The following is a 23,170-nucleotide window of genomic DNA, read 5'->3' on the forward strand; positions in this document are numbered from 1 at the left end:
GTTAATTGATTCACTCTTTTAGCCGATCGGTTTAGTTACAACAAAGCGCTGATTGAAGATGGTTTTAATTCAAAAAAACAGCTTCCAAAACCCACAGCAATCATTAACAATACTCCGCTCAGAACCATATCGTTCAATGGCTTAAATTATTTAGTTAAGGACGATAAAGTTGTTGACATTAAAGGGCTTAAGCTATCCGTGTCAGCACTATCTATAGTAACCGAAAAGTTATCAAACTTAGATCAGATTCAGTACAATTGTTGTGAAAAAGCAAACCTGGAATACCAACAGAAAAATCGCGATATGAATGCCATTAAAACACTGGATCGTCAGTATTTTGCAGCACTGAATACCTTAAAAAATATCGTTTCAAGCATAGCCACCGAAGCCAGAAAACGGAATGCATCTGTGTCGATAGAAATGTCGCTAGCCAAAATCAAGATACCCGATATCAAGAATCCCGATATGAAAACTAAGCGTAATTATGTAGCCAAAATTGAATGATATCAGATGAAGTGGTACAAGAATACTACATCACCTACATATGCTGGTTTGGGTTGGTCCTTAATCACAAGCGTAGCTTGAATCGTAACTTTAGTTATTCCCCTCAAATTGCTAATGCAATTTAATTTTGCTTTTAATTGCACTTCGCTATCCACTAAAACTGCCTGACCAAATTTAAAACGTTCAATACCATAATTGATTTCCATTTTAATATTACGTACATCCGCAATCTGTTTCCATAAATAAGGAATTAAGGATAAGGTTAAATATCCATGTGCTATTGTTGCCTTAAATGGTCCTTCATTTTTAGCTTTTTCCGGATCGGTGTGTATCCATTGATGATCTAAGGTTGCATCGGCAAATTTATTAATCTGTTCCTGGTCTATGGTATGCCATTGCGAAACACCTAGTTCTTTACCTAGATGTGATTCATACTCTTCGAAATTATTAATCACCAACATATATTCTGTTTATAAGATTAGTACTGTTTACAACTCCTTTAGGTATAACAATCCTTCAGGTATTAATTCACTCTTTTGTATTCAATTATAATCATAATAACGGTGTATTTGCAGGATATGGTTGAAAATATTCAAAAGATTTTTTTTGTCAACATGATCATAATTTACAGATTATTTATAATCAGGTTTTTAAGTGTGATAATGGCGTATTGAAAAAAGTATTAAATTATTTATTTAAAACATTTAAGTAGCAATGATAGGTTTTCGGGTCGTCATTTCGACCGCAGTGTTCCAAAGGAACTCCTTTGGAGGAGAAATCTTTTAAGTATAGTTCAAAGATCTCTCCATTCCGCTGTGCTCCAGTCGAAATGACGACCGATTTTTGGAATCTGTTATTGGTAAATCAATAGGAGGTATTACACTATAGTTCTCCCATCCCACAGGTCTAAAAAAATACACAAAACGCTATGCATTCTAGGTCACCTGTAGCCATTAAAAAACACTTCTCGCCTTACGCTAAACGCTTATCTACCTTCGTCTTAAATATTACTAAATATTTAATTTGATATATTTAAATTAAAATTTAGATTTGTCTAAAATTATATTTAGACAAATCATTTATGTTCATGAAGCCATTCTTGCTATATTGCTCCTGTTTTTTTATATCGCTAAATGCCATCGCGCAAAAAGTTATGGTTAAAGGTTTGGTCACCTCCCAAAATGAACCTGTAGAAAATATCACCATTAAAATTTTAGGATCTAATGGATCTACCAAATCAAATGTTTACGGTACCTATCAACTAGGGGGTATTCCATCCGGAAATTACGACCTCATTTTTTCGGGCATAGGTTATCAATCCAAAAGAATTAAAGTAACGCTAAAAGGAGATACGGCACTGGTTAACGCTGATCTGTTAAGCTTAGCATCTGATTTAGGCGATGTGGTAATTACCGGGGTTAACCGGGCCACACAGCTGCGTAAAAGCCCTGTACCTATTGCAGTCCTCTCGAAAAAATCAATGGATCAAAATGTGAATACTAACCTGATCGAAGCTATTGTTAAAGGCGTTCCTGGAATTACAGCTGTTACCACAGGGCCAAATGTTTCTAAACCCTTTATTAGAGGTTTGGGGTATAACCGTGTGTTAACTTTGTATGATGGTTTACGGCAGGAGGGACAGCAATGGGGCGATGAACATGGTATTGAGGTAGATGAATATGGTATTACCAGGGCCGAAGTTGTAAAAGGTCCGGCCAGTTTAACCTATGGTTCTGATGCCTTAGCAGGTGTAATTAATATGATTCCTTACAGCCCGAATTTTGAAGATGGTAAATTGAAAGGCGATTTTATAGCAAATTATCAAAGCAATAATGGCATGATCGGTTCGTCGCTTGGACTAGCCTACATTAAAAACGATTGGAAATATACGTTTAGGGCAACTGGGAAAACAGCACATAATTACCAAAACAAAATTGATGGATTGGTTTACGGAACAGCTTTTAGAGAATACAATCTATCTGCCAGTGCCAGGGTAGATAAAGCCTGGGGTTCTTCTAAAACTGCCCTTACCTATTACGATAATTTAATGGAAATTCCTGATGGTAGCAGAGATTCTTTATCACGACGATTTACCAGGCAGGTTTTGGATGACGGAGATGATATTAAAAACAGACCTATTGTACCTGAAAGTGATCTGAATACCTACTCCATTAACCCTTTACATCAGCACATTCAACACTACCGGTTTTATAACACCAGTCAGTTTAAATTTGGAACAAGTGATTTAAATTTATTGATTGGCGGACAGCAAAGTGTAAGGAGAGAATATAATCACCCAACATTGCCAAGTCAGGCCGGGCTTTATGTAGTGTTAAACACTTTTAATTATGATCTTAAATACAACCTTCCAGATTTTGCCGGTATCGAAAGTACCATTGGGGTAAATGGCATGTACCAGGAGAACAGGAGCAAGGCTGCTACCGATTTTCCCATTCCCGATTATGATCTTTTCGATATCGGTGCTTTTTATTTCGCAAAGAAATCAATGGGTAAAATTGATGTTTCCGGAGGAATCAGGATAGACAGAAGAAATATACACTGGAGTAATTTTTATGTAGGTACTGATGCACAAACAGGTTTTGGTAAACAGGTGAGCTCGACTGATGCCACTGGAAAATTGCAATTCCCTTCTTTTAATAAAAACTATTATGGCTTGTCAGGAAGTTTGGGCTTAACCTATAACATTTCTGAAAAACTGCTCATTAAAGCCAATATTGCCAGGGGATACCGTGCACCAAACATTACAGAAATCGGTTCAAATGGATTAGATCCCGGTGCGCACATTGTGTATTTGGGCAACAGGACTTTTAAACCAGAGTTTAACCTTCAGGAAGATATTGGCATTATTGCTTACTTAAAAGATGCTGAAATAAGTATGGAACTGTTTAATAACAATATTCAGAACTACATTTATCAATCGCGCTTAACCGACGCCAATGGGAATCCAGTGGTTATAGTTCCTGGAAACTTAACTTATCAGTATCAGCAGTCGAAAGCAAGATTATATGGTGCAGAAATTTCGGTAAATCTACATCCTTCAGCGATGAAATGGTTAAGTTTCAACAATAGTTTGGCTTACGTGGTTGGGTTGAACCAGAACCAGGAATTATTAAATAAACACGGAAGGGAAGCTAAATACCTACCCTTTATTCCGCCATTGCAGGTGAGAACGGAGATCAAGGCGACCGCTCAAAAGGCTATAGGCGTTTTTGATAAGCCTTATGTTAAAATTGATGCTGCTTTTTTTGCTGATCAGGATAAATTTTATGCTTTAGATAATACTGAAACCTTTACACCGGGTTATACCTTAATCAACGGAGGAATAGGATCAACACTGAAAACTAAAAAAGGAAAGATTTTATGTGATGTTTTTCTTCAGGCAGATAATATTTTCAATGTCGCATACCAATCAAATTTGAATAGATTAAAATATTTCGAATATTATAACCCTTCGCCAAATGGCAGATCAGGAATTTACAATATGGGCAGGAACTTAAGTTTTAAAGTTATTATTCCGATTTAAGTATGGGAAATGTAAGATGAAATGGTTGATCGTTAATAGCTTATGATCAATAAAATATCTGCAGATGGAAATGTGGATAATGGCTATAAACTATTGACCCAAAAACCATTGACTAATCATGTTTTAGTGTTAAATGTTTCGTTTAGGAAATGGGAGGTATTTATATCTTCCATTTTCTTTTGCCATTAAACCTTTTTTCTGTCAACCGTTCCACCTTATGGACTATGGACTATGGACTATGGACTATGGACTATGGACTATGGACTATGGACTATGGACCAATGACCAATAAACTATTTTACCTATTTTTACCCTATATGGAACCCTCTTTAAGCGAACAGCGTTTAACTTTTTTAAGGCAATCAATTGGCAAGGTAATTACCGATTCGCCATCTAACTTTATGAACTGGCTGGCTCCTGTTTTAGTTAAAGCAGAGTACGGCATGTTGGTGTGCCAGTATACCATCCGTAAAGAAATGACCAATCCTTATCAAATTTTGCATGGTGGTGTAACAGCAGGCATTATTGATGATTTAATTGGTGCGACGGTTTTTACAATGGGACTGAACGAACGTTATACCACCGTAAACAACTATATCGATTATTTTGCCTCTGCAAGCGAAGGAGATGAAGTAATCGCCGAAACATCAATAGTGAAAAAAGGGCGCACGATTTTAAATCTGCAATGCGAGATATTTTTACCTTCAAAAAAGCGTTTAATAGCTAAAGGCTACTCGAATATGTTAAACATAGGTTAAGCCTTTCCTTGTAGTTTAAGAATTAATTATTAATTCCTTTAAATTAACGAAACATTCTCGTTTATAATTTGTTGTAAATTAACCAAAAATATAATGAGCCATGTTAGAAAATTATTCCACCCTGCAATTCATTGTTAGAGGCAAAATTTTTAAAGGATTTTGCATGCGTATTCAAGATGATTTTCATGAAACTTATGCCGTTGTTTTAGATGGCTATCATTCTTTTTGCATCTGGCTGGATAATAAAACAGAAAAATGGTGTGCTTCGAAAAACGTAGCGATTGATCCTGATGCTATTGATGAAATCATTAACAGGATATCTATCCCACAACAATCTTGCTAATTTAATTTTCCTCAGATTTAGCAGATAGCTGTAGATTAATATTTTTGCTTTTTGACTACACCCAGTCCTGTGAACTTGTGCCCTTCTGTCTGTAGTTAAAAACTACGCAAAAAATATATAACTAAGCGCTATGGCAGTACAAACCCCAACTAAATCAGCCAATAACATCGAACCGATGGCATAACGCGTATTTTTTATTCCAACAGAACCAAAGTAAACCGCTACTACATAAAAAGTAGTATCAGAAGCACCCTGAAAAACCCCCGATAATTTACTGGCAAATGAATCTGGTCCGTTGGAAATCATAGTGCTTACCATCATTCCTCGGGCAGCACCACCACTTAAAGGCCTGATCAAAGCTGTGGGCAGCGCATCAACAAATTTGGTGTCGGCTCCAAAAAACACAAACATGTTTTTAATCCCGCTCATGATTACATCAAAAGTTCCACTGGTTCTGAGCATGCTTACCGCAACTAAAATTCCAACTAAATAGGGGATAATTTTCAGTGCAGTTTCAAATCCGCATTTGGCGCCATCAATAAACGCATCAAAAACATCAATTTTTTTATATAGTGCACCCAATACAATCAATAAAAAGATCAATAAAATTATTCCACCACTTAATAAGCCTGAAAATGACTTTATGCTTTCTGCATTTAACTTGCTTACGTACCAAACCAGTAAACCAACCACTGCCGAGATACTTAATACCCAGGTAATGATAACGGGTTGAAGTAGGTTTATCTTTTGTTTAAAGGATACGATGAGCATGGCAGCCATGGTACCAACAAAAGTTACAATCAAACACGGAATGAAAATATCGGTTGGGTCTTGCGCATTTTGGGTTGACCTAATGGCAATTACACTAACAGGAATTAAGCATAAGCCTGCGGCATGCAAGCATAAAAACATAATCTGCGAATTACTGGCAATATCCTTATTTGGATTAAGCTCCTGCAAACTTTCCATCGCCTTTATACCAAATGGAGTGGCTGCATTATCTAAGCCTAATAAATTGGCTGAGAAATTCATGATCATGTGCCCCATAGACGGATGTCCTTTCGGAATTTCGGGAAAGAGTTTTGAAAAAAAAGGTCCAATAATTCTGGAAAGTAAACGGATACCGCCTGCTTTTTCGGCGATGCTCATTAGCCCCATAAATAAAGCCAGTGTTCCAATTAATTTAATGCAAAGGTCAACCGCAATCCAGCAGGTTTCGATAATGCCATCTAATTTTAAAGGGTTTAAGGGATCGGAAGATTTACCGATTACCATCCAGTTAAAAATATCGCTATGTCCGAAAAAGAAACATTTAATACTTGCTACTACAATAGCCACGATAATAAATGCTGACCAAATTCTGCTTAATGCCATTGGGGTTGTTTAGTTTTATTTTGAATGGGTTAAAATACCGCTTTTAAGTGAAAGTTCATAGTGGAGAAGTCCGGAGTCAGTAGTCTTTAGTCCAAAGTCAGATTCTGCATGTTAAATAATGGTTTATGGTCAATAGTCAGATGGTTGATAGACTGCTTACTCAGAATATTTGACTAAGAACTATTCGCCATGAAATCATCAACCAAAATAAAAAGTCCATGGCCAGTAATTTATATACTACTAACCATGGACTTCTGACTCTGGACTTCCGACTAACTACGGTTTATCATCTGTTAGTTCAAAACCCCAGGTCTTTCCTTTTTCTGTTGCAGGTACTCCGCTTGTCATCCAGGCTGGCGCTTTCGCACCTTTTAAATAATAATCGAAAAACTGTTGCTCACGGATTTGAATATCCTTACGGTTCTGGCGTTGAACCAGGTTATGCGCTTCGCCATTATAGTTCAGCATCCAAACTGGTTTACCTAAACGGCGCAGACCGGTAAACATTTCGATACCCTGATACCAGGGCACAGCTCCATCTGCATCATTAGCCATTACCACAACAGGGGTATTTACTTTCGGGAACATAAATAGTGGTGAGTTCTCGATGTATAATTCTGGTTTTTCCCAAAGTGTTGCACCGATACGGCTCTGTGTTTTTTCGTATTGAAACTGACGGTTCATACCAGTTTCCCAACGGATACCACCATAAGCAGAAGTCATATTGACTACAGGTGCACCGGCCCAAGCGGCAGCATACATGTTATTCTGTGTAATGAGATAGGCTACTTGATAACCACCCCAGCTTTGACCTTGGATACCGATTTTACTACCATCAACCCAGCTATTTTTCTTCAGATTCTCTACACCAGAGTTGATGAATTCAACTGCAGATTTACCTGGGTGACCAGTTTCATAGCTAATATCTGGCGCAAAAACCAGGTATCCGTTACTCACGAAATAAGAAATATTTAATCGAGATGGAGTAGGTGCCGGCGCTTGATAAGTGTATAAACCATCCGTTAGTTTTTCGTAGAAATACGCAATCATCGGATATTTCTTATTTGGATCGAAATTTTCCGGTTTGTACAGTATACCTTCGGCTTTATAGCCTTTCGGCGTGGTCCACTTAACCAGCTCAGCCGTGCCCCAATTGTAGTTTTTTTGTTGAGGGTTGGTATTGCTTAATTTGGTTTCAGTTTTGAAATCGGTAGTGATATAAACATTTGGCGATTCTACATAATTGGCTTTATCGTAAATGTAAACATCAACATCTTTAGCTTTTAGTAGGTTTGAATATTTAAACTTAGCCATTACTACCAATTCTGGCGCTTTAGCTGAACCTATGTTGGTACGGTAAAACCCGTTTTCTTTAGTTAAATTATTAAAACCATCTAACCAAACCGTTTCGTTCACTTTTACAAATTTGCTATCTGCATTGCGTTCAAACCTGTTATCCTGTTGTACTCTTTCGTAACGGAAGGTAATGTTGTTTGCTCTTCCAAAACCGGCAGTAATATTTTTTGGTGCCGATTTTCCATCTGGTGAGAACGACCAGATATCGTATTTATCGTAAATTAAAACAGCTTTATCACCTTCGGTCCATGTTGCTAAACCGTAAGGGGAAGGTAAATCCGGTACATCGTTTTCCTCATCAACAAATTTTTCGCTTAATCCAGCTGTTAATACGGTTACTTTTCCGGTGGTTACACTATAAGTATTCCAGCTACCTGCTTTTCTATCAAAATATAAAACATAGTTTCCGCCAGGAGAAGCCATTGCATAACCGCTTAAATTATCAATGATTTTCTTTTTCTGGCCATTTTTAGTATCAACTAGATAATAATCTTTTGACGTAGAACCGCTCCATTGTGATTCGATCCTGCGGCCGTAGTCTGTAGATGCTAAAACCAGATTCGCATCACCTTCAGCAATCAGATTGGCATCAGGCAATTTTAAATCCGCTAGAGGAATCACTTTAGGATCACTGCTATAAACATCAATTACCGATAAATAACTTTTTTTTGCGTCTCTATCTGCATTTTTAAGCTGCATAGGCTGCAAGTAATCGTCTTTGTAATTCCAAACATCAACTTTGGCCACCTCGAAATCTACAATAGTGGTGTCTTTTGGTTTTTTGATAGGGGAGATGCCGAAAAATAATTTCTTGCCATCTTTACTAAAGGTTATTTTACCATCGCCATTAACCGACCATTTTGCAGGTAGTCCTGGCATATCAAAATCAACCAATATCTGGGCCGTATCGAGTGTTAAAGAGTTGTAATAAATATTGTTATCTTTTATTTCCTGTTTCTCCGGACTTTGCTCGCCCACAAAAGCCAAATGCTCGCTTTCCTCATCAAAAGTGAAATTTTTAAAACTTCCTTTACCTTTAATTAAAGTTTTTAATGTGCCTTTTTCTGTATTTAACAAGAATACACCTTGTGGGGCCGTTTTATCCTTTTTAGACCCGCTGCAGGCAAAAACCAACTGTTTGCTATCTTTACTGAAATAATAATCGGTAACGAATTTATAAGTTTTATCAGTGCCCGTTAAAAGATTTTTTACCACTAAATCGGTTCCTTCTTCAGTTTTACCTTTTCCGGCAGGTTCATCATCCGCAAAATCAGTTTCGCTATCCTTTTTCTCAGCTGGTTTTACCGTTTTCTTTGCTGTATCTGGCTTTTCAGTTAAATAAGCCATTACACCAGCACCTTCTTCAGGGAATTTGAAAGATTTTACCCTTGCCACTTTTGTAACAGCACTGGTGCTGAGGTTGGCTATGCCCAACGAATCTTTTGGTAATTCTTCAGGCTTTTTCTTTTTAATTTTAGCCTGACGTAAATCCTTATTTAAGGGCCGGATATTAAAAGCAGCAAACTTAGAATCATTACTAAACTGTGCGTTCATCCCCCTTGGTATATTAATCTTCGCATTCGTTTTAATATTGGTAAGGTACAATTGTGCATCACCTTCTTGCTGTAAGATGCTGTACATGGCCCATAGTCCATTATTTGATAATTGCTTTGTTCCTACTGATTCCCAGGTATCATACACCGAATGATCTAAAGGTTTCTTTTGTGCGTAGGCAAAGCTGACAACGAAAAACAGAATAATAGTTAGTCTCTTTTGCATTTTTAAAAGTTAATTAATTTGTTGGTTGAGATTTAATCTTCTAAAATTGGAATTTTTTAGCTTATTAGGAAACTTGTATGCCAAATATTACAATTAAAAGCATTTAGTTGGAAAGTCAGAGGTCAGAGGACAGAAGCTTAAGCTGTGTAGGCTAAACGCCTAACGCCATGCGCTTATCGCTCAGCCCAAAACAAAAATCCCCGATCACTTTGAAGTAATCGGGGATTCCGTATAATTTAAAAGTAAGATTACTTTTTAGCTTGTTGTTGCTGACGCATATAATCATCTAAACGTTGTTGGAATTTAGATTTTTTCTTTTTCTCATCAGCCGGTCTGGCTTTATTTTGCTGAATTAAAGCGTGGATTTTATCATCATCAACCATTTTACGGATTAAGAACTGCTGTCCGAAAGTCATTAAGTTGGCCAAGAAATAATAATAGTTTAATCCGGCAGGGTAGCTGTTCAATACACCTAAGAAAATAACCGGCATAATGTAACCGATGTATTTCATTTGGCCTGTAGCACCAGAAACCTGATTGTTAAAGTAAGTCATAATCAATGTAGAGATCGTCATCAATACACACATTAAACTTAAGTGATCGCCAATGAAAGGGATTTTTACGCCAAATTTGATGAACTCATCATAAGTAGATAAATCTTTCATCCAAAGGAAACTCTCACCGCGTAACTCAAACAAGTTAGGGAAGAAGAAGAAGAAGGCCATTACCAAAGGCAACTGTAATACCATTGGCAGGCATCCACCCAGAGGATTTACACCAGCTTTCTTATATAGTTTTAAATATTCCTGTTGAACCAATGTTGGATTATCTTCACCTACTTTAGCTTTTATCTCATCCATTTCTGGTTTCAAAACCCTCATTTTAGCCATTGATAGGTATGACTTGTAAGTAAGTGGTGATAACGCAACTTTTAGTAAAATGGTTAATACCAAGATAATTAATCCGTAGTTCCAGCCAAAACTGTTTAAGAAGTTAAATACAGGTAATACAATGAAACGGTTAATGTATTTTAAAGGCCAATAACCCATATCAACCTGTTGCTCTAAATCGTATCCCTGAGCTTTTAGGGCAGAGAATTTATTGGTTCCGAAATAGAATTCCATTTCATAAACCTGGTTGGCTGTATGTGCATAAGGCAATTGCATATTGGCATCATAAAACTTCACCAAGCCAGGGGCTGTCGGGATTTTAACTTCTAAACTTCCTTTTTCGAAAGCCTGTTTCGAAATCAATGAAGCTGAGAAAAAGTGCTGTTTGAAGGAGAACCATTGGATTTTACCTTTCGATAACTCTTCTTTCTCATCTTTCGAAACACTTAGGTGATTTACATCACCATCTAAATATTTGTAATAAGGAGCAGAATAACGGTGCTCACTTTCGATCGATTTTTCTTGCTGTTTTAAAGTAGTTTGCCAGTTTAACCCAATGTTATTGCCTGCAATTACTTGTTGTAAGCCAACTAAATTGATGTTGAAAGCAACTTTATTGCTCAACGCTTTTAAATCGTATACATATTCTACATATGCGTTTGCATCATAATTGGCACGCATGGTAACTGTACTTCCGGTTTTTGTTGCTGTAAAGTATAAATCGTTGGTATTAATTACTTTACCAGCAGCATTCAGGTTTAAACCAAATTTGTTCTGGTTACCGTCAAATAAAATCAGCGGTTTACCAGTGAAGGTTTTCTGATTTTTAACTTCAACTGAGGTGATTTTACCGCCTTTATTGCTCAAAGTGATTAATAAATTCTCGTTTTCTAGAACAGTATTGGCTTCAGTGCCAGTAATTGCGGTACCAAAAGGGCCTTTTAGAGCTAAAGAATCTACAGCTGGGTTAGCAATGGCAGCAGTTTTAGTCGTGTCTTTTTGTACTGGTGTAACGCCAGCTTTTTTCAAAGAATCTAAGTGCTCTGTTTCTTTGGCTTTTTTTATTTCAGCCTCGTTCGGCTTCAAAAAGTAGAATGATCCTGCCAAAATGATCATAATCAGGAACAGTCCTGTAAAGGTATTTCTATCCATTATTTATGTATGTACTGCTTTTAATTCGTTTTCTTTTTCGCAAACTCCATCGCAGCGGCGACAAATTTAACAAAAAGTGGGTGAGGATTAGCAACTGTTGATTTTAATTCTGGGTGAAACTGCCCGCCAACGAAAAATGGATGATTTTTAAGCTCCACAATTTCAACTAAATTGGTTTGCGGATTCATACCTGATGCAATCATTCCTGCATCTTCATATTGCTTTAAATAAGCATTGTTAAACTCGTAACGGTGACGGTGGCGCTCATTGATGTGCGATTTACCGTAAATAGAAAAAGCTTTTGTCCCTTTTTTAATATCACAAGGATAAGAGCCTAAACGCATTGTTCCACCTTTATTTGTTATTTTTTTCTGCTCTTCCATCATGTTAATTACCGGATTGGCAGCATTTTCTTCAATTTCTGTAGTATGTGCATCTTTCAAACCTAAAACGTTACGTCCAAATTCGATAACAGCACATTGCATACCCAGGCAGATTCCGAAGAAAGGAATATTGTTCTCGCGAACATATTTTATGGCATCAATTTTACCTTCAATACCCCGGCTACCAAAACCTGGTGCAACTAAAACACCTTGTAAGTGACCTAATTTATCTTTTACATTATCAGGGAAAATGCCTTCAGAGTGTATATATTCTACTTTAACCTTACATTCATTTTTCGAACCTGCGTGTACAAAAGATTCGATAATTGATTTATAAGCATCAGGTAATTCTACATACTTACCGATTAAACCAATTTTAACCTCTGCCGTAGGATTTTTTAAACGGCCCAGGAAATCTTTCCAGCTTTCCATATCAGGGTCGCTTTTGGTCGGTAATTTTAATTTCGATAAAACAGTTTTATCCAATTGTTCTTTTAACATCAACAATGGCACATCATAAATTGTAGATGCATCCATCGATTCGACTACCGCATTGATGTTAACGTTACAAAATAAAGCAATTTTTTTTCTGATCTCAGGGCTAATGTGGTGCTCGGTTCTGCAAACCAATATATCCGGCTGTATTCCATACTCCAACAACGCTTTAACCGAGTGTTGGGTCGGCTTGGTTTTTAACTCACCGGCAGCAGCTAAATAAGGTACCAGGGTTAAATGGATAACAATAGCATTGGTACTGCCTTCTTCCCATTTAAACTGACGAACAGCCTCAATAAATGGTAACGATTCGATATCACCAACAGTTCCACCAAGTTCTGTAATTATAATATCATATTCACCGCTATCACCTAAAATACGCATGTTGCGTTTAATCTCGTCGGTAATGTGGGGTACAACCTGAACTGTTTTGCCCAGATACTCACCTTTACGCTCTTTATTAATTACGTTCTGGTAAATACGGCCGGTAGTAATGTTGTTTGCCTGTGATGTTGGAACGTTAAGGAAACGCTCATAATGACCAAGATCCAGATCGGTTTCAGCACCATCTTCGGTTACAAAGCATTCGCCATGTTCGTATGGATTTAAAGTTCCCGGATCGATATTAATGTACGGATCGAATTTTTGAATGGTTACACGGTAGCCACGTGCCTGTAAAAGTTTAGCTAAAGATGCGGAAATGATGCCCTTACCTAAAGAGGAAGTAACACCGCCCGTAACAAAAATATACTTTGTCATGATTGATAATTTGTGGAATTAACCAGGTGTTTTGAGCCTGTTTAATTGTTTTTGTACGGGATACAAAGGTACAAAAAAATATCGCTCGATTAGATACTTGCCAGAATATTTTTTCTCCATATTATATCTCTGATAGTGACGGTTTTAGGTAAGGTGATCACCTAAAGTATCAGCGTATAGAGTTCTTTTTTAATATCTTCTATCTTTCTGGGGTTCTTTTTATCCTCATAACGGGTATAGAGGTCGACCATTTTTTTGAAATCTTTTTCGGTATCCGTTCTTTTTCCTTTTGCAGGAGGGGCAATGTTTAAGATGGGAACATTTTTCGCTTCAACCTTGGTGGCGAACCAGGTGGTATTGTAGCGGGGTATGGCCAAACCCAATATCATCCCAGGTAAACCCGTAAATCCCTCTGGGCCGCCTTTTAATAAAATCTCTTCACTATAGAAAGCCACTACAGTAACCGAATCGTTTATTACTGCTATTGCTTTACGGCATTCGTAACCTGCAATCTGGCGTACATCGTGCATGATTTTCCAATTGAGATGGGGGATAGTGTCTTTTAAAATAAAATCTTCGCCCCTTATTGGTTTTCTTATTACTCTTGCTTTTTTGCTAAAGTCGGTATACAGTTCATTCGTATTCTCACCAGCAATAAAAAAGAAATTATTGTCGTTTAAGGTTTCCTTCGGTTTAATCTTATAAATGGAGCTACTGTCGTTAAAGCTATAATCCCAGCTGGAAATTCTGTATTTGCTCATTTTATCCCTGGCGTCGTCTGATATCCAGGTGTTTGATGCCAATTGCTGTTTTTGATTGATCTTTTTCTCGAAAGTTATTTTAGCGCTTTTGATGAAAACAGTTTGTGCGCGTACTACTGTAACTGCAAAAAACAAGATTATGCTTAGTCCTAAATTTTTCATCTTCAATTATTTTTTGTCTTGTTTAACAAAGTTTCCGGTTAAATTATAGGTGATGCCAATTAGGACATACCTGGGAATAAAACTGTTAGTGTATTCACTGATATTATTGCCTCCAACGTAACGGTTATAGCCGATTTTTTCAGCTAAAATATCAGAAATAGATACTTTTAATTCCAGTTCTTGCGCTTTAAGCATTTTCTTTGATAAATAAGCGTTCCATATGGCAACATTTACAGGCGTGCTAAATGAAGAGTTGGCAGGTTGATAAGATAAAGAAATGGTGGTGTTAAATTCGGTATGATATGGCAGCTCAATGTTGCCTGAAATATCATGATTGTGGCTGAAGTTTTTACCATTATTGATAGATCCGATTGATGAACTGCTGTTAGAAAATGTAAAAGAAGGGCTGTACTGCACCTGAACCTTATCGCCATAATAGCTAAAACGAGGACGTAAACTAATGCTATTGTTTACATTTTCATTCAACTTGTTGTTTAAGATGGAAACCGAATTTGAATGGTTAAAACTGGCATTTAAACCGGTATTAAAATGAATTTTACTAAAGCTTTTATTAAAGCTCGCGCCTCCGTAAAAATTATTATTACCATTTAAATTGATATATGTGCTAGTGGTTTTGTTCACATCATCTACCGTTCTCGAACTCACAACAGCATTTTTGGTGAAGCTATAGCCTCCATAAATAAATGCAGACATCTGCGATTTTTGCTGGTAGCTGTTAAAATTAAAGCCGAAATTATTGTTGAAAGATGGTTTTAAGTCTGGATTACCTTTAATTTCATAAAGCGGGTTGTTTATTTGTCTGATGGGCTGTAGTTGGTCTAGGCTGGGCTGTCTGGTATTGCCATTGTAACTTAACGATACACTTGTACTTTTACCAAGTTTATAGTTAAGGTTAGTCTGTGGGGCCCAGTTTAAATAGTTTCGGTTAAATTTATTGTCTCGGTCTAAATCATTCAGCTCGAATGTTGTTTCTGTAGCTTCTGCACCACCAGATAAGGTGAATTTTTTCGATCTGTACTGTAATACCATTTTACCAATGTTAGAAAAATTATTGAAATCGAAATTGTTGCTCAGCGAATCGATACGTTTATTATTTAATGATTTATCGAATACCAGTTTATGGCTATTTGATGTTACCGTTTTAAAACTGTAGGCTGTTTGTAATGAAAATTGTTTGCCCAAAGGTTCGGTATACGATATTCTTGTACCAAGAGAGCTTTCACTGCCCGAGTTGTCGTTCAGGAAATTCTGGGTTATTGGTGGTTTTGATACACCATTGTCGTCATAATAGGTGGTAACACTTAAACTATTACCTAAATTCGTGCTGTTTTTGGTTTCTGGTTGTAAATCAATGGAAAGTGTTCTCCCTTTTTTTACAAACTTTTTGGAGTAGTTTATATTGCCGTTAAACAGGTCATTGTCGCCATTGCTATCATTAAACTGATCACTATTGTTTACAAATATACCAGCGTCGTTTTTGGTTTCGTTAGCACTTATATACTGACTGCTGTTTTTGCGTTTACTGCCGGCAAATGATATTTTTAAGGTAGAAAGTGAATCTAATTTGATATCGACACTGCCTTTTAAACTCTGTCCGGTGCTTCGGGTTTCACTGTTTGAGCTGCCTTCGCTAAAGAAATTCGTTCCGTTGGGCAGTAACGACTGGTTTTTCGAAGTTGTTCTGTCCAATATGTTTCTGTCACTGCCTTTGTAATTGAGTTTTAAACCAACTTTATTTTCGTTCCATTTGTTAGAAAAATGTGCACCATATCCCGTTACATCAGGTAGTCCGCTTGATGGTGAAAAATCATCTTCATCACGGCTGCCGCCATAGCTGATCATTACTGTACTGCCGTCATCGCCAACTTCAATAACATCATAATCATTGCCTTTTAGCTTACTCATGGCAGCACTGGCTTTCGAATCTTGATTGGTATTGGAGTTAGAGCCAAAAACCGCGGCCTTTAATTTATTTTTATAAATGCCCGCCATGCCACCTATATTTTTATAATGCTTAAGGTCGCTATTGGCATCCAGGGTGCTGAGATATCCATTTTTGGCGTTTTCCTTGAGTTTGATGTTCATTACCTTCTCTTTGGCATCACCTTCTTTTATACCAGATAACTCTTCCTCTTTGGTTTTTTTGTCATAAACCTGCACTTCACTAACTGCGTTGGCTTTCAGGTATTTTTGGGCCAGAAGTGGATCGTCTCCAAAAAATTCTTCGCCATCAACCAAAAGTGTATTTACATCTTTTCCACCAGCTTTTATAGCGCCATCTTTGTCAACCTCAATTCCAGGTAAACGTCTTAATAAATCCTGTAGATTGGCATGTGGTTTTACCGCAAAACTATCTGCCTGGTAAGTTATGGTATCGCCCTTCATACTAATGGCCTGCTTTTGGGCTTTAATTACCACTTCGTTTAAAAGCGTGGCTTTGCTATCCATCGCGATATTACCCAAATTAAATTTTGATGAATCAGACAATTGGATGTCTCTTATATAATCGGCCATCCTCGGAAAAGTGACCACCAGGGTATAATTTCCTTTTTTTAAATTCGAAAACTCGAATTCACCGTTAACCTTGGTCCGAGCATCTTTAACTAAAATGGAATCTTTACTTCTTATTAGCAGGATAGAGCTGTTCTGTAATTTTGTTTTTTCAACGGTATCAACCACAACGCCTTTTATACTTGCATTTTGCGCCAGAGCAGGAAGACATAACAATAAAAAAATAAGAACCGAGAAGAGTTGTTTGAGCATGTATGTTGTTGAAGAAGCGTTAATAAAATAGTGCGTTTGGTTAAGTGCCTCAAAATACAACTATTTATTTAGTTATTTTAAATAAAAATTAAATATTTTTTTTAAAAGAATATAAGCACTTGATTTACTGAGAATAATAGCCTTAAAGAAGAGGCTGAGAAGAAGGAGGTGCAAGTTATGCGTTTAATGAAAGTATTTTTAAACAATTCGGCTATTCACTTTTTTTAAGCGCTCTAGGATCTCATTTGCCAGTTCGTCCGTTAATCCAATAGAAGCAATTTTTTGGATCAATCTCGATTTTAAAAAATCAGGTAAATCATTTAGCGATTTGTCATCATCAATAATAATGAAGTCATCGCTGCTGGTTTTTGATTTAAACCAATTTACAATCTCATTTTTTCTGTCAACATGATTTATATTTTCAGGAAGACGGTCTATTTTGCTTAAAGCTATATTTCTAGCTTTAAAAATATTAAGCCACTGGCTTAAACTATATTTAAATTTATGCGAAGTGGTTAAAACAATGTCAAATGCGTTTCGTTGAGGATCATATTTAACGCTTTAACTGCCTTAGGATTAAACTCAACAAAGTTATCTGCTAAAATATTGGGACTTCTCCATGAGTTATCGGACACCATTACACCATCTATGTCTAATGATAAAACCATGGTTTTATCATGTTATTTAGCGGGTACAGGCGCATGACTTAGCAGCAATTATAATAAATCTTCACTTTCTGTTCTTTTTCGCTCCAGGCAATGTAAATGTTGTTTTCTTTTCCTAAGCGATACTTAAAGCCATTTAATCCCGATTTCTTTAATTCTTCGTAAAGGGCTTTGTCAGGGGTGTAATTATCGGCCTTATCCTCAGGCATTACTGCAGGTTCGAGAAAATTATCATCACTAAAAAAATCGTCAGCAATGGTTTTTAAAAAAATAATCTGGTCTTTTTCTTTCGAAAGATCAACATTTGGATCGGTGCTGCCCAATAACTCTGTTCCTTTGATTTTGGTGTTGTAAATTTCTTTTCCGTCGGCATTTTTGATTGTGAAATTCAATACCATTTCTTCTGGTTTTCTACCGGTAAGTTCGATCTTAAAAGTGTCCAAACGTTTTAAATCAGAAAAAGATTTAGCGAGGCGCTGGTTAACATTTTTGAACTCAATGGCATTGGTTTCCTTTTTGCTGTTTGAATTACAGGCAACGAGCGCTAACAGACAGATAGCAATAAAGAGCGGTATATTTCTCATATTCAAAACTACAAATTTTATGTTTTAGTTCATGTCTATATTTTATGATATCACCTAAATTTAAAAGGAATAGCCAATAGATAACCACAATTGAAAGTCGAAATAACCACCTGGGAGCTTATTCTTTAAATTATTTTGAACATGATAATAATCTCCATAACCTAAGCCTGTTAAGCCTTCTAAAAGAAAATGTTTTCCCGGAATAAAGGATACGCCAAATGTTCCGCCATAACGCAAAGAACCCGCGCTAAAGTCCCTGTCGCGGCCCCAGCTAAAAATACCGGTTTCATCAACAGAGCGATGCGAGATAACAGTTTTATCTAGATTTCCGAAATAAACGCCATAAAAGGCATTGGCTTCCCTTTTTTTGATCAGGCGGATGTATTTCTTTGCGCGAAGCAAGAAGCCTTCGTAATGGAGATAATCGCGGTAGCCCAGATTTTTAATTTCGCCAGAGGTGTAAGCGAGCTCCAAGCCATAGCGGTTTGAAAAAGTCTTTTCTATGGCTATTGTAGGTCTTTTGGCTACTAAATTCAAAATGTTTGTCTTGATCATTAAGCCGGGCTCATCTTGTGCAAAGCTGGCATGTGCACATAAAATGATTATAAATAGGAGCGTTTTCTTTTTCATAATGAGGGCGAAAATACTAGTTTAGAGGACTAGGAGTTAACCTCTAAACCCTAAACTTATAACCAATGTTTAATGAACTTAGTCTAGTTTCAAAGCCTTAAGCAATTTATTCAGTTTTAATAAGTCTTCTGGTGTATCTATTGCAACTGTCTCTAAGTCAGTTACTTTTGTTTGGATATAAAATCCATTTTCGAGCCAGCGAAGTTGTTCTAAGCTTTCGGCAATTTCTAAAGAAGATGGTGGTAATTTGGTAATGGCTTTTAACGATTCTGTGCGGTAACCGTAAATTCCGATGTGCTTGTAAAACTGATGCTTTTCTGCCCATACACCTGGTTCTCCATTTCTGATAAAAGGAATTGGGCTACGGCTAAAATACATGGCGCGACCGTTTACATCGATCACCACTTTAGGACTATTGGGATTGTATACACTTTCCTGACTCTGGATAGATTTGATTAATGTTGCCAGTTGTACTTTTTCTTCAGTAAAACAGCTTGCCAATAATTCAATCTGTGCAGGTTCGATAAAAGGTTCATCGCCCTGGATGTTGATCACAATATCGTACTCAGGTAAAGTTTCAATCACTTCAGCGCATCTATCAGTTCCGCTTTGGTGATTAGTTGAGGTAAAGATAAATTCCCCACCAAACCGTTTTACTTCATCAGCAATCCGTACATCATCGGTGGCAATTACTACTTTCGATAAGCTTTCGGCTTTCGATGCTTGCTCGTAAACCCTTTGGATCATGGTTTTTCCGGCAATATCAACTAAAGGTTTGCCCGGAAAGCGGGTAGAGGCATATCGTGCAGGAATAATTCCGATAATTTTTGGATTTCCTAATGTGGAGCTTAAATTTTTATCACTCATATATTATTTTGATAGAATTGATAAAAAACAAATATGAAGATCAATGCGATGATAATATAAGATATCGGATGTGCAAAATTGAATGTCCAACCGAGCAATTTTACGCGCTTCGGAACAATTAATCTCGAATCTTTTTTATTAAAATAAAAAGTACCCCATTTCCAGTTCTCTGGATTATCGTGTTCGAAATCTTTTTCCATATTTATCACATTAAATATTTAAACCATTTATTACGAATTCAACGTCCCTTTAGGGACTGGGGATTAAAATAAACCGTTAATCTCAGCCTCAATAGATTGGATTACAGTGCCTAAATCTTCTGGGTTATTGGTGAAATCTAATTTATCTTTATCCAAAATCAATAGTTTACCCAGGCTATAACCTTTAATCCAGGCTTCATATTTTTCGTTCAGTTTAGAAAGGTAATCGATACGGATGCCTGCTTCATACTCACGGCCACGACGCTGGATATTATTAACCAATGTAGGTACCGATGCACGCAGGTAAACCAATAAATCGGGTGGTTTAATAAAAGAGGTAATATTATCAAAAATAGCCCTGTAATTATCATGATCGCGGGTGGTCATTAAAGCCATATCATGCAGGTTTTCTGCAAAAATATGTGCGTCCTCGTAAATCGTTCTATCCTGGATTACGTTACGTTTATTTACTTCAATGTCGGTAATTTGTTGAAAACGACTATTTAGGAAATAAATCTGGAGGTTAAAGCTCCAACGTTTCATGTCGCTGTAAAAATCTTCCAGATAAGGGTTATTGTCCACAGCCTCGTATAAAGCTTCCCATCCATAATTCTTGGCTAATAAACCTGTTAAGGTAGTTTTACCGGCACCTATATTTCCTACAATTGCTATGTGCATATTTTCTTGCGTTTTGCGGTGAGCGTTTTGCGTAAGGCGATTATAGCGCCAACCGCCATCCGCTTACCACAATATTAATTAAAAACTTTTAAACCCGATTAAACTGCGAACCTCTCTGATGGTTTTTTGCGCGCTTTCGCGGGCCTTTAATGCACCATGTTTAGCCACTTGCCTTAAATATGAATTATTTTTGGCAATATCCAAAATACGCTCACGCATAGGTGCAGTCGTAATAATCATATCTTCTGCCAGTTGTTTTTTGAAATCGCCATAACGGATCTGCATTTTGTTATACAAATCTTCAAAATGTGCAAGTGTATCGGCACTCGAAACCACTTTCATTAAATCGAAAAGATTCTGAATAGGCTCGGGTTTTGGTTGGTTTTCTTCTGTCGGACCACCATCACTAACCGCTCTCATTACTTTTTTACGAATGGTTTCAGGGTCATCAGATAGGTAAACTGCATTGGCTTCGCCCTCTGATTTACCCATTTTACCTTTACCATCTAAACCAGGTACTTTAACCAGTTTGTCAGAGTAGCTAAAAGCATAAGGTTCAGGGAAATATGCTGTATTGAATAACCTGTTGAAACGGTTTCCGAAAGTACGCGCCATTTCCAAATGTTGCTCCTGATCTTTTCCAACAGGTACTTTAGTAGCTTTGTGGATTAAAATATCGGCAGCCATTAATACCGGATAGGTTAATAAACCTGCATTTACGTTATCTGGGTTGGCACGCACTTTATCTTTAAAAGATGTGCTGCGCTCTAATTCACCCATATAAGCGTTCATATTTAAGTATAGATAAAGCTCCGCAATTTCCGGAACATCACTTTGTATATAAATGGTACTATTTTCTGGATCAATTCCACTAGCCAGATATTCAACCAAAACATGTTTAATATTTCCGTGTAAATCGGCAGGAGTTGGATGTGTAGTTAAAGAGTGTAAATCGGCGATAAAAAAGTAGCAATTGTAATCGTTCTGCATTTGAACGAAGTTTTTAACTGCACCATAATAATTACCCAAATGTAATTTTCCTGTTGAGCGGATACCGCTCACCACTGTTTCTTTCATAATGGCACGAAATTAAAAATAAAATACAAGCAAATCATAAATCGCTTCAATTTTAATGGTAAGATTTTTTTAGTGTCGTCGTCCTTTAGATTTGTTTTGATATTTTATTTAAGGATCACAAGTATTTACTTTGCTTAAATTATAAATCAGATTACCTAAAGCGGTAGCGGCACATTAAAAGTTCGTCAAGGTTTTTATGCCTATGAGATGATGCAATCCGCTACCGTTTTTTCCCTTAGTGACCAGATAACAATTAGGGTATTCCCCATTATTAAGGACTAGGATCGATGGGGTAAAAATTAGGTAACTATTACAAACATAAAAAATAACAGGATGATTGCCACTACAAAATTTTTTATCGGAATAGATGTTTCAAAACCTTACTTTGATGTTGCATTAATGGCAGTTGTAAACCATGTAAAGCAAGAGATAGAAACCTCACGTTTTGACAACACAGCACCAGGGATGAAGCTATTTGAGAAGTGGTTGAAATCGTACAAGACCGCATTCAATACGGACTCTTTAGTTGTCATGGAAAATACCGGGATCTATCACCGTCTGCTCTGGTCTTTCTGCAGTAACAGAGGTTTGCCCATCCACATCGGTAATGCGGCCCGTATTAAATGGAGCTTTGGGATAGTGCGGGGTAAAAATGACAAAATAGACAGTATACGTTTGTGCAGCTATGCATTTAAGGAAGCGGATGATCTAAAGGCGACAGCTGCCCTAGATCCCGAACTGATGCTCCTGAAAGATCTGATATCAGCAAGGACAAAGCTGCTCAAACAAAGGTCCGGCATTAGCGTTTCGGTAAAAGAACTTGGCAATGTCAATGGTAAAGAACATCAGAAACTGATTGAAAAAGCACTTAAAAATGCAATTGATGGGATAGCCAGCTCAATCAGGAACGTCGAAGATCAGATCAAAAAAATTATCACGGGAAACCAGGATTTCAAGCGGAACTACAAACTGTTGCTCGGTATCCCTGGGATAGGGCATGTTACCGCAGTATACCTGATTGGCTGCACAGGAAATTTTGCAGGACAGCCCAGCGGAAAAGAACTGGCCTGTTATGCAGGAGTTGCACCATTTGAACACAGTAGCGGTATAAGTATCAAAGGTAAAACCAGAGTACACAGGATGGCCAATAAAGAGCTTAAAAAACTGCTGCACATGTGCGCATTATCTTTAATACAGCACAATCAGGAATTCAAAACATATTACAATAGAAAAAAGGATGAAGGGAAGCACAGCATGAGTATAATTAATGCCGTCAGAAACAAAATAGCATTGAGAGTTGCAGCAGTTATAAAAAATCAGGCCAGCTACAAAAATAACTATAATATAGCTGCTTAAAATTTGTTTTTATCATAACAATCATCTCGACCGAAGCACCACGTAGTGTTCCAAAGGAACTCCTTTGGA

General features: G+C 37.1%; 19 protein-coding genes. 5 read left to right on the forward strand and 14 right to left on the reverse strand.

The window, feature by feature from the left end; all coding sequences use genetic code 11:
* Nucleotides 1-198: 198 nt before the first annotated feature.
* Nucleotides 199-504 (forward strand): hypothetical protein, encoded by a 306-nt coding sequence (locus tag AW17_RS03370; protein ID WP_029274700.1) that lies wholly within the window; start codon nucleotides 199-201, stop codon nucleotides 502-504.
* A 2-nt stretch (nucleotides 505-506) separates the two neighbouring features.
* On the opposite strand, the gene AW17_RS03375 is transcribed toward AW17_RS03370, so the two are convergent.
* Nucleotides 507-965, reverse strand: a complete 459-nt coding sequence (locus AW17_RS03375; RefSeq protein WP_029274701.1) for a MaoC family dehydratase — start codon at nucleotides 963-965, stop codon at nucleotides 507-509.
* A gap of 692 nt (nucleotides 966-1,657) precedes the next feature.
* Here AW17_RS03375 and AW17_RS03380 point away from each other — a divergent pair.
* The 3 genes from AW17_RS03380 (at nucleotide 1,658) to AW17_RS03390 (ending at nucleotide 5,149) form a co-directional block, all read left to right on the forward strand.
* On the forward strand, nucleotides 1,658-4,048 hold the full coding sequence (locus tag AW17_RS03380; protein ID WP_245234999.1) for a TonB-dependent receptor: 2,391 nt from the start codon (nucleotides 1,658-1,660) through the stop codon (nucleotides 4,046-4,048).
* Nucleotides 4,049-4,272: 224 nt separating this feature from the next.
* Nucleotides 4,273-4,806: a PaaI family thioesterase gene (locus AW17_RS03385; RefSeq protein WP_245235000.1), complete on the forward strand. Its 534-nt coding sequence runs from the start codon at nucleotides 4,273-4,275 to the stop codon at nucleotides 4,804-4,806.
* 100 nt (nucleotides 4,807-4,906) lie between these two features.
* Entirely contained in the window at nucleotides 4,907-5,149 is a 243-nt protein-coding gene (locus tag AW17_RS03390) for a hypothetical protein (protein ID WP_029274704.1), read from the forward strand.
* Between the two features lie 102 nt (nucleotides 5,150-5,251).
* Here AW17_RS03390 and AW17_RS03395 read toward each other — a convergent pair whose 3' ends face one another.
* From AW17_RS03395 to trpS, 13 genes are all read right to left on the reverse strand, one after another.
* On the reverse strand, nucleotides 5,252-6,523 hold the full coding sequence (locus AW17_RS03395) for a nucleoside recognition domain-containing protein (RefSeq protein ID WP_029274705.1): 1,272 nt from the start codon (nucleotides 6,521-6,523) through the stop codon (nucleotides 5,252-5,254).
* Between the two features lie 276 nt (nucleotides 6,524-6,799).
* Complete coding sequence (locus AW17_RS03400) at nucleotides 6,800-9,658, reverse strand: S9 family peptidase (protein WP_029274706.1); 2,859 nt, start codon at nucleotides 9,656-9,658, stop codon at nucleotides 6,800-6,802.
* A gap of 248 nt (nucleotides 9,659-9,906) precedes the next feature.
* Nucleotides 9,907-11,700 carry a membrane protein insertase YidC gene (gene yidC, locus AW17_RS03405; RefSeq protein WP_029274707.1) on the reverse strand — a complete coding sequence of 598 codons (1,794 nt, stop codon included), beginning with the start codon at nucleotides 11,698-11,700 and terminating at the stop codon, nucleotides 9,907-9,909.
* A gap of 20 nt (nucleotides 11,701-11,720) precedes the next feature.
* Nucleotides 11,721-13,337 carry a CTP synthase gene (locus tag AW17_RS03410; RefSeq protein ID WP_029274708.1) on the reverse strand — a complete coding sequence of 539 codons (1,617 nt, stop codon included), beginning with the start codon at nucleotides 13,335-13,337 and terminating at the stop codon, nucleotides 11,721-11,723.
* 161 nt (nucleotides 13,338-13,498) lie between these two features.
* Entirely contained in the window at nucleotides 13,499-14,260 is a 762-nt protein-coding gene (locus AW17_RS03415; RefSeq protein WP_029274709.1) for a GLPGLI family protein, read from the reverse strand.
* Between the two features lie 6 nt (nucleotides 14,261-14,266).
* Nucleotides 14,267-17,044 carry an outer membrane beta-barrel protein gene (locus AW17_RS03420; protein WP_029274710.1) on the reverse strand — a complete coding sequence of 926 codons (2,778 nt, stop codon included), beginning with the start codon at nucleotides 17,042-17,044 and terminating at the stop codon, nucleotides 14,267-14,269.
* Between the two features lie 198 nt (nucleotides 17,045-17,242).
* Complete coding sequence (locus tag AW17_RS25335) at nucleotides 17,243-17,569, reverse strand: HAD domain-containing protein (RefSeq protein ID WP_209444194.1); 327 nt, start codon at nucleotides 17,567-17,569, stop codon at nucleotides 17,243-17,245.
* 181 nt (nucleotides 17,570-17,750) lie between these two features.
* The gene (locus AW17_RS03425) at nucleotides 17,751-18,293 is read right to left on the reverse strand and encodes a hypothetical protein (protein WP_029274711.1); all 543 of its coding nucleotides are present in this window, start codon (nucleotides 18,291-18,293) and stop codon (nucleotides 17,751-17,753) included.
* Nucleotides 18,294-18,353: 60 nt separating this feature from the next.
* On the reverse strand, nucleotides 18,354-18,923 hold the full coding sequence (locus AW17_RS03430; protein ID WP_029274712.1) for a hypothetical protein: 570 nt from the start codon (nucleotides 18,921-18,923) through the stop codon (nucleotides 18,354-18,356).
* Between the two features lie 78 nt (nucleotides 18,924-19,001).
* A complete protein-coding gene (gene kdsB / locus AW17_RS03435) occupies nucleotides 19,002-19,790 on the reverse strand; it encodes a 3-deoxy-manno-octulosonate cytidylyltransferase (RefSeq protein WP_051691611.1) in 789 nt (262 codons plus the stop codon).
* Nucleotides 19,787-19,990, reverse strand: coding sequence for a DUF5808 domain-containing protein (locus AW17_RS03440; RefSeq protein ID WP_029274714.1), 204 nt, complete (start codon nucleotides 19,988-19,990; stop codon nucleotides 19,787-19,789). The genes kdsB and AW17_RS03440 overlap by 4 nt, the downstream gene beginning before the upstream one ends.
* A gap of 63 nt (nucleotides 19,991-20,053) precedes the next feature.
* The gene (locus AW17_RS03445) at nucleotides 20,054-20,668 is read right to left on the reverse strand and encodes a deoxynucleoside kinase (protein ID WP_029274715.1); all 615 of its coding nucleotides are present in this window, start codon (nucleotides 20,666-20,668) and stop codon (nucleotides 20,054-20,056) included.
* Between the two features lie 78 nt (nucleotides 20,669-20,746).
* Nucleotides 20,747-21,745, reverse strand: a complete 999-nt coding sequence (gene trpS / locus AW17_RS03450) for a tryptophan--tRNA ligase (RefSeq protein ID WP_029274716.1) — start codon at nucleotides 21,743-21,745, stop codon at nucleotides 20,747-20,749.
* A 333-nt stretch (nucleotides 21,746-22,078) separates the two neighbouring features.
* Between trpS and AW17_RS03455 the strand changes: the two genes are divergently transcribed.
* Nucleotides 22,079-23,101, forward strand: a complete 1,023-nt coding sequence (locus AW17_RS03455) for an IS110 family RNA-guided transposase (RefSeq protein ID WP_051691612.1) — start codon at nucleotides 22,079-22,081, stop codon at nucleotides 23,099-23,101.
* The last annotated feature ends 69 nt before the right edge of the window (nucleotides 23,102-23,170 follow it).

It is taken from the genome of Pedobacter borealis DSM 19626, assembly GCF_000708285.2.
GTDB lineage: Bacteria > Bacteroidota > Bacteroidia > Sphingobacteriales > Sphingobacteriaceae > Pedobacter > Pedobacter borealis.

Excerpts from the sequence above, each read along its gene's own strand:
- AW17_RS03375 (WP_029274701.1), bottom strand. The coding sequence starts at position 965 with ATGTTGGTGATTAATAATTTCGAAGAGTATGAATCACATCTAGGTAAA.
- AW17_RS03380 (WP_245234999.1), top strand. The coding sequence starts at position 1,658 with ATGGTTAAAGGTTTGGTCACCTCCCAAAATGAACCTGTAGAAAATATC.
- AW17_RS03385 (WP_245235000.1), top strand. The coding sequence starts at position 4,273 with ATGGACTATGGACTATGGACTATGGACTATGGACTATGGACTATGGAC.
- AW17_RS03390 (WP_029274704.1), top strand. The coding sequence starts at position 4,907 with ATGTTAGAAAATTATTCCACCCTGCAATTCATTGTTAGAGGCAAAATT.
- AW17_RS03395 (WP_029274705.1), bottom strand. The coding sequence starts at position 6,523 with ATGGCATTAAGCAGAATTTGGTCAGCATTTATTATCGTGGCTATTGTA.
- AW17_RS03400 (WP_029274706.1), bottom strand. The coding sequence starts at position 9,658 with ATGCAAAAGAGACTAACTATTATTCTGTTTTTCGTTGTCAGCTTTGCC.
- yidC (WP_029274707.1), bottom strand. The coding sequence starts at position 11,700 with ATGGATAGAAATACCTTTACAGGACTGTTCCTGATTATGATCATTTTG.
- AW17_RS03410 (WP_029274708.1), bottom strand. The coding sequence starts at position 13,337 with ATGACAAAGTATATTTTTGTTACGGGCGGTGTTACTTCCTCTTTAGGT.
- AW17_RS03415 (WP_029274709.1), bottom strand. The coding sequence starts at position 14,260 with ATGAAAAATTTAGGACTAAGCATAATCTTGTTTTTTGCAGTTACAGTA.
- AW17_RS03420 (WP_029274710.1), bottom strand. The coding sequence starts at position 17,044 with ATGCTCAAACAACTCTTCTCGGTTCTTATTTTTTTATTGTTATGTCTT.
- AW17_RS03425 (WP_029274711.1), bottom strand. The coding sequence starts at position 18,293 with ATGAGAAATATACCGCTCTTTATTGCTATCTGTCTGTTAGCGCTCGTT.
- AW17_RS03430 (WP_029274712.1), bottom strand. The coding sequence starts at position 18,923 with ATGAAAAAGAAAACGCTCCTATTTATAATCATTTTATGTGCACATGCC.
- kdsB (WP_051691611.1), bottom strand. The coding sequence starts at position 19,790 with ATGAGTGATAAAAATTTAAGCTCCACATTAGGAAATCCAAAAATTATC.
- AW17_RS03440 (WP_029274714.1), bottom strand. The coding sequence starts at position 19,990 with ATGGAAAAAGATTTCGAACACGATAATCCAGAGAACTGGAAATGGGGT.
- AW17_RS03445 (WP_029274715.1), bottom strand. The coding sequence starts at position 20,668 with ATGCACATAGCAATTGTAGGAAATATAGGTGCCGGTAAAACTACCTTA.
- trpS (WP_029274716.1), bottom strand. The coding sequence starts at position 21,745 with ATGAAAGAAACAGTGGTGAGCGGTATCCGCTCAACAGGAAAATTACAT.
- AW17_RS03455 (WP_051691612.1), top strand. The coding sequence starts at position 22,079 with ATGATTGCCACTACAAAATTTTTTATCGGAATAGATGTTTCAAAACCT.